Consider the following 7,292-nt stretch of genomic DNA (forward strand, 5'->3'; position numbering starts at 1 on the left):
GAGGGAAAGAAAGTGTCTATATGCGGGGAGCTTGACCCAAGTCAGGATCTGGCTGCCAGAAGCGCCGACATATCTCTCAGGTAGTGCCAGGGGGAGAGCTCGTCATAGCCTTTTGCTGCGCGGTCAATCTGGCTGCAGAGTTTGATGGCTTCGTGCAGTTGCATTGGGTTCAGTCGTCGGGCGGCCTGCTCTAGAGCTCGCGCGCGCTGTGGTTGGAAAACGCCCCGTTTTTTAAAGAATGCAGATGGGCTCTCGGCTTTGTTCTCGCCTGTTTTTAGTTCAAGCAGCAGGTTGAGGTCTCGATTTAATACCGCCAGAAGGCCGAGGGGGTTTTCACCTTCTTGCTGCAGCACGCCAATGATTTTACCGGCGTGGGGCGCGCGGCCACTGAGCATTTCGGTGACTAGCTCAAAACCGTTAAAGCGAGAGCTGTCTTGAACGGCCTGTTCAATCGTTTCTTCATCAATGGTGGTACCGTTGGTAAACAAGGATAAGCGATCCAGTTCTTGGCTGGCGGCCAGAAGGTTACCCTCAAGTCTTTCTGCCAGCATTGCCAGAGCTCCGCGGGTCAGGCTTAGGCCCTGATTACTGGCGCGCTGCTGAAGCCAGCCCTGGAACTTGTCTGCATCCACCGGCCACACCGGCACATGCACACCTTTGGATTGCAGTTCTTTGTACCACTTACGCCGGGTTTCGGCGGCATCCAGGCGTGCGCTGATGAGCAGTACAATGATGTCTTCGGGAGGCTGCTGAAGAACCCTTTCCAGAACGGCCCGGCCATCGCCCAGTTTGCCTGTGGGCAGGCGGATTTCAATCCGGCGTTGATCAGAAAACAGCGACATGGCACTGAATTCGTCCGCAACTGAATTCCAATCCAACTGCTGATCTGCATGGAAGGTGAGGCGGTCGTGAAAGCCCGCTTCTTTGGCAGCAGCCCGGATTTGATCGCAGCATTCCTGTACCAGTAGAGGCTCATCTCCAGATACCAGATACACTGGAGCTAGGCCTTTGCGGAGAAGCTGCGGAAGTTGGCCTGGATTCGTTTTCATGGCGTGGTGGTTTGCGTGTCGCCCGGTGTACTGGCCTTCTGGTGATTGGCCCGGATGTCTTGCAGCCGCGCTTCCGTAATAGGGGCCAGACGGAAGATGATCTGCTGCGCCAGGCGATCGCTTAGTTGCTGTTGAAGGTTTTCCTCTTCTCGCTGTTTGGCGAGCACGTTGGTCTCGTCGTAACGGTAGCTTTCTGAGGTTTTGAGGTGTGTGCTGGCGATAATAGGAATATTATCGGCACTGACCAGCTCAAGATCCACTGAGTGCCTAAGGGTATATTCGGCAGCTGCCGCCTGAACAGTAATGGCTGAGGCCCGGCGGTCTCGCTCAAAGTTTCGGATTTTCAGGTGATAGTTTGCGTCTTCTGCAGATGCCAACTCCACGCCGCCCAGCTCAAGCTGTTCACGAACGGAATAGCATAGGGACGCAGGCACCGGGGCTTGGCAATCAAGATTCAGAGGCTCCAAAGCCGAGGATACCGGTGGTGCACCCCTTAACTGAAAGCCACAGGCCGCCAGGCTGATCGCCATAGCGCTGACAGCCATCAGGCGAGCTGCGTTTTCGTACAGAGTGCGAGGATGCATATCAGTTAGCCACCACGTTAACCAGTTTGCCGGGCACAACGATAACCTTGCGAACCGTAGTGCCTTCGGTGAAGCGTACTATGTTTTCGTTTTTCAGGGCTAGCGCTTCCAAATCGGCTTTGCTGATGTCTGCCGGTACGTCTACCTTGGCGCGCACTTTGCCATTTACCTGCAAAACCACCTGAATCTGGCTGCGAACCATGGCGATTTCATCAACCACCGGCCAAGGTGCATCAACAACTGGATCTTTGTGGCCTAAAGCTGCCCAGAGAGTATGGCAGATATGCGGCACAATCGGTGCCAGCATCACCACGGCTGATTCCAGAGCTTCCTGGCGAGCTGCCCGGGTTTGAGGCTCGTCATCGTTAAGCTTGCTTACACTGTTGAGCAGTTCCATCACCGCAGCAATGGCTGTGTTGAAGGTCAGGCGTCGACTGATGTCGTCGCTTACCTTGGCAATGGTTTCATGGGTTTTTCGGCGCAGATCTTTCTGCGAATCGTTCAGGGCGCTCACGTCCAGAGCCGGTGCGGCACCGCCTGCTACTTGTTCATTTACCAGGCGCCACAAGCGCTTGAGGAAGCGGTGAGCCCCGTCCACTGCGCTGTCTGACCACTCCAGGGATTGCTCGGGCGGGGCGGCAAACATCATGAACAGGCGCACGGTATCGGCACCGTGAGCGTCAATGATGGACTGAGGATCAATGCCGTTGTTCTTTGACTTCGACATTTTGGTTACGCCACCGGCAACAACCGGCTGGCCATCTTCTTTATGAATCGCGCCAATTACGTGGCCTTTGTCGTCCCGCTCAACGGTCACATCCGCCGGGGCGATCCAAACCTTGCCGCCTTTGCCATCTTCGCGATAGTAAGTGTCTGCCAACACCATGCCCTGGGTCAGAAGCTGCTTGAACGGCTCTGGGCTGTCGACCAGGCCAACATCGCGCAACAGCTTGTGAAAGAAACGGGCGTAAAGTAGATGCAAAATGGCGTGCTCAATGCCGCCGATATATTGGTCTACTGGTAACCAGTAGTTTGCGGCTGCCGGGTCCAACATGCCCTTGTCGTAATTAGGGCTGCAGAAACGGGCGTAATACCAGGACGACTCCATGAACGTGTCGAAGGTGTCGGTTTCCAGGGTTGCCGGCTGGCCCTCAAAGGAGGTTTTTGCCCACTCCGGATCAGCCTTCAGGGGAGACTGAACGCCGTCCATCTCAACGTCTTCCGGTAAGCGCACAGGTAACTGGTCATCGGGTACCGGGCGCTGGGTGCCGTCTTCCATGGTCATCATGGGAATGGGTGCGCCCCAGTAACGCTGGCGCGATACGCCCCAGTCCCGAAGGCGGTAGTTCACGGTGCGCTTGCCGATGCCATTTTCTTCCAGGTAATCGGCAATGGCTTCAAAGGCTTCATCGCTGGTCAAGCCACTGTATTTGCCAGAAGAAACCAACACGCCTTTTCCGGGGAACGCTTCTTCTTGCACATCAATTTCGCGGCCATCACTGGCGGCAATAACTTGCTTTACGGGCAAGCGATATTTCACGGCAAACTCGTGGTCGCGCTCATCGTGGCCCGGAACTGCCATCAGAGCGCCGGTTCCGTAGTCTGTGAGCACAAAGTTGGCAACCCAAACCGGAATTTCCTCTTGGGTGAGCGGGTGGATAGCTTTAAAGCCGGTATCCACGCCTTTCTTTTCCATGGTGGCCATGTCAGCTTCAGCCACCTTGTTGTTGCGACATTCCTCAGCAAACGCTTCAACATCTTTGTGGCGTTCGGCAGCTGCCTGGGCTAGCGGATGCTCCGCTGCCACCGCCATAAAGCTCACGCCCATGAGGGTGTCGGGGCGAGTGGTATAGACTGTGAGGCCGTCTTCGCGGTCTTTCAGCGGAAAGGTCAGTTCTGTACCCACGGATTTACCGATCCAGTTGCGCTGCATGGTCTTGACCTGTTCTGGCCAACCTTCCAGACCATCCATATCGTTTAGCAGTTCTTCGGCGTAATCGGTAATGCGAATGAACCACTGGGGAATCTTTTTCTGCTCTACCAGGCGCCAGAACGCCAGCCACGACCATCGACAACCTGTTCGTTCGCAAGAACGGTTTGATCGACCGGGTCCCAGTTCACGGTGGCCATTTTTTTGTACACCAGGCCTTTCTCGTAAAGGCGTGCAAAGAACCACTGCTCCCAGCGATAGTAGTCGGGTTTGCAGGTGGCCAGCTCACGGCTCCAGTCGTAGCCGAAACCCAGCTGTTTAAGCTGGTTTTTCATGTATTCGATGTTGGCGTAGGTCCACTTCGCTGGCGCAGTTTTGTTGGCAATGGCGGCGTTCTCGGCGGGCAAGCCAAACGCATCCCAACCCATGGGCTGCATAACGTTTTTGCCTTGCATACGCTGATAGCGGGAGATGACATCGCCAATGGTGTAGTTTCGTACGTGCCCCATGTGCAATTTGCCGCTGGGGTAGGGGAACATGGATAGGCAGTAGTATTTCGGTTTACCCGGCTCTTCCCTGACTTCAAAGGTTTTGTTTTCTTCCCAGAAGGTGCGCGCATTGTGTTCTACGTCACGGGGATTGTACTGCTCGTCCATACCTGCCATTACCAAAGTTACCCTGTATAAAAATGATGTGCGGAGCGGTCGAACATTCTAACGCACACAAGGCGTAACAGGTAGTCCGGCCACATGCTTGTCGGGTTGCAGGTGATAGCCCACAATGGAGTTACGGAATTCATAAAAGGAACATGCGATGACAGACACAGAGCGAAACCAACTCTCAGGCAAAGCCCTCGAAGCCTACGATCGCATGCTGGAGCAGGTTCAGGGCCGGCTGCGCACAATGCAAGACACCACCCTGGAAACCCTGGAAGGGGAGATCGACAACGCCATAGAGGCAGAGCAAGAGCTGAGGGAGATGACCAAGGATGAGATCAGCCTCCTTGGCACGTACCTGCAAAGGGACCTGGAACACCTCATGCACTTTGTGGATGAAACCGGGGAAGGTTTGGCAGAGTGGTTGCAACTCGATATGTCGCTACTCGAACAGCGGTTGACCGAACGCTTGCTGTCAGTCGCGGACCAGACTCTGGTAGACACCTTGTCGCTGCGGCAAAAACTCGAAAGCCACGAAGCCGGACAGTACATCGCCGGTGAAGTAGCGACAGCCGGTATGTTCCAGTGTCTGAACTGCGAACATATGCTGTGCCTCACCTCTACCAGTCATTTGGAGCCTTGCGAGGCTTGTGGTTCGCAATACTACAAACGCGTGACCAGCCGCTGGCCACGAAAAGAAAGCTGAGTAAGTAGCTGCGAGTAGCTATTTTCTCGCAGCTGATTCAGCTCTTAGGAATAACCCGCTCGCGAACAAACACAATCAGAATCAGCGCCAACGTCAGAACCGGCCAAGAAGCTGTCATCATATAAGGCGTGCTGCCACTGGCCTTAAACACCTCGCCAGTCAGCACCGCCCGTTCAAACTGCGGGATACGGGCTGTAATCTGCCCCTTGTTATCAATGATCGCCGTCACGCCATTGTTGGTGCCGCGAATCATATAACGCCCGGTTTCCAGTGCACGCATACGGGCAATCTGCAAGTGCTGCAACGGCCCCACAGAATCCCCAAACCAGCCATCGTTACTGATCGTTAGCAGCAAATCCGAATTCACCGCATTGCGGGCGAGAAAGTCCGGGTAAGCCACTTCGTAACAGATGAATGGCATCACCTTTGTGCCATTTGCCGTTAAAGGTGACTGATTTTCCGGCCCCCGGGTAAAGCTCGACATGGGCAAGTCAAAAAACCCGATCAGCCCCGCAGAACACCCTCAAGAGGCACATACTCCCCAAAAGGCACCAGCTTCTGCTTGTGATACATTCCTTCGCCGTTGCCTATGGCCATAATGCTGTTGTGATACGTAAAGCCACCGGCCCGCTCGCTGAATCCGTACCAGGGAATACCCGTAATCAGCGTGCTATCTTCCCCCAGATTTTCCTCAATGTGATCAATGATCTTCCCCGCCTGATCCTGAGGAATGGGGATAGCCGTCTCGGGCCAGAGAATTAGATCGGTATCCCAGTAGGGTTCGGTCATACCCAGGTAGGCCACAATCTGATCCTTCAGAAATTCCGGATCCCACTTGATCTGTTGTGGGATATTACCCTGCATAGCAGCTACCGAAGTAGGCTCCGTGCTGATGTCTGTCCAATCAACGCGGTTTAGTGCCGGGGCGGCAAGCCACGGGATCAGCACCGCAACGGCCACTATGCCAGCGCTGGCATGGCGCTGCCTGGTGATAAGCCAGCCGGCTGCAAACATGGCAGCACCGCTCGCAGCGATCAAGAAGGTAAGGCCGTGAACACCGACCACGGGCGCCAGCCCCGCCAAAGGTCCGTTGGTATGGGCGGTGCCAAGATAGAGCCATGGGAAACCAGTTAGCAGCCAGCCACGAAGCCAGTCCCCGAGAATCCAAATAGCGGGAAAGAGGATGAGCCTTCGCACCGCACTGCCTTTGGCCAGCTTACCCCAGAACCAAAAAGCGAGAGCCGGAAACAGGGCCAACACAGCCACAAAAGCGGCAGTCAGCAATACGGCAACGGGGATGGGCGTATTTCCGAATTCGCTAATGCTGATGTAAACCCAACTTGCCCCAGAGCCAAATAGGCCCAAGCCGGTCAGCAATCCGGCCAAGAAGAGCCTGTTTGCTGGCAGAGGGATGGTGACCAGCAGAATGAGCAGCATGGAAACCGGCCCAAGCCACCAAAAGTGGAAGGGCGAGAAGGTCAGTGTTTGCAAAGCGCCGGCAACCGCAAGGGTTGCTGCACTTAACCAGCGATGGGAGAAAAACGAATGGGCTGGGGCGATAGGGGATGTTAAATGGTCACGGCTCACTACGGGTTACCTGTAACAGACGGATGACACGATTGTCGGCGTTGGCAATGGTAAAGCGTAGGCCGCCGAACTCAACCGTTTCTCCCCGTCTGGGTAGGTGTCCGAATTCCTTGAGTACCACACCGCCAACGGTATCGAACTCTTCTTCATCCAGCCCCGTATTGAAAAACTCGTTGAAGTCGTCAACTGAAGTGACCGCTTTCACGGCGTAAGAGCCATCGCCCCGAGTCTTGATGTGGGTTTCCTCGTCGAAATCGTGTTCATCCTCGATTTCACCAACGATCTGTTCCAGCACATCTTCAATGGTAACCAAACCAGCCGTTCCGCCGTATTCATCCACGACGATTGCCATGTGATTGCGGTTTTCTTTGAATTGCTTAAGAAGCTGGTTTAAACGCTTGCTCTCTGGAACAAACGTGGGTGGGCGCAAAAGCTCGCGGACATGAGACCAGTCCATATCGTCATCAAGCGCCAGCGGCAGAAGGTCTTTGGCGAGAAGAACACCGACGACATCATCCTGGCTGTCGCCGATAACCGGAAACCGGCTGTGGCAGATGCGATGATTTCATCCAGATACTCTTTCGGGTCCTGGGAGGCCCGAACGGTGACCATCTGGGAGCGTGGGATCATGATTTCATCCACACGCATATCCACCACCTGCATGGCACCTTCGATGATGCTCATGGCATCTACATCGATAATGCCTTGTGGACAGGCGCAGCTCGCGTTGAAGAGCGGTTTTGGTCCGGCATGGATCTGGGTCAGCTCTATCGTGAGTGA

General features: G+C 55.0%; 3 protein-coding genes and 3 pseudogenes. 1 reads left to right on the plus strand and 5 read right to left on the minus strand.

Annotation, left to right across the window (positions count from 1 at the left end):
* Window positions 1-41: 41 nt before the first annotated feature.
* The 3 genes and pseudogenes from holA to leuS form a co-directional block, all read right to left on the minus strand.
* Window positions 42-1,049: a DNA polymerase III subunit delta gene (gene holA / locus BCA33_RS05870; RefSeq protein ID WP_071264171.1), complete on the minus strand. Its 1,008-nt coding sequence runs from the start codon at window positions 1,047-1,049 to the stop codon at window positions 42-44.
* Window positions 1,046-1,633 (minus strand): LPS assembly lipoprotein LptE, encoded by a 588-nt coding sequence (gene lptE, locus BCA33_RS05875; protein ID WP_071264173.1) that lies wholly within the window; start codon window positions 1,631-1,633, stop codon window positions 1,046-1,048. The genes holA and lptE overlap by 4 nt, the downstream gene beginning before the upstream one ends.
* Before the next feature lies 1 nt (window position 1,634).
* Window positions 1,635-4,219: pseudogene (gene leuS, locus BCA33_RS05880) on the minus strand (leucine--tRNA ligase).
* Between the two features lie 157 nt (window positions 4,220-4,376).
* Here leuS and BCA33_RS05885 point away from each other — a divergent pair.
* Window positions 4,377-4,925 (plus strand): zinc ribbon-containing protein, encoded by a 549-nt coding sequence (locus tag BCA33_RS05885; protein WP_071264175.1) that lies wholly within the window; start codon window positions 4,377-4,379, stop codon window positions 4,923-4,925.
* A 37-nt stretch (window positions 4,926-4,962) separates the two neighbouring features.
* On the opposite strand, the pseudogene lnt reads toward BCA33_RS05885, so the two are convergent.
* Both lnt and BCA33_RS05895 read right to left on the minus strand, forming a co-directional pair.
* Window positions 4,963-6,485, minus strand: a pseudogene (lnt, locus tag BCA33_RS05890) (apolipoprotein N-acyltransferase).
* A gap of 16 nt (window positions 6,486-6,501) precedes the next feature.
* Window positions 6,502-7,214, minus strand: a pseudogene (locus BCA33_RS05895) (HlyC/CorC family transporter); the annotation flags it as partial.
* Window positions 7,215-7,292 lie beyond the last annotated feature (78 nt).

Source organism: Marinobacter sp. AC-23, from assembly GCF_001858325.1.
Lineage (GTDB): Bacteria > Pseudomonadota > Gammaproteobacteria > Pseudomonadales > Oleiphilaceae > Marinobacter.

Coding starts and splice junctions, on each gene's coding strand:
- holA (WP_071264171.1), bottom strand. CDS start 1,049: ATGAAAACGAATCCAGGCCAACTTCCGCAGCTTCTCCGCAAAGGCCTA.
- lptE (WP_071264173.1), bottom strand. CDS start 1,633: ATGCATCCTCGCACTCTGTACGAAAACGCAGCTCGCCTGATGGCTGTC.
- BCA33_RS05885 (WP_071264175.1), top strand. CDS start 4,377: ATGACAGACACAGAGCGAAACCAACTCTCAGGCAAAGCCCTCGAAGCC.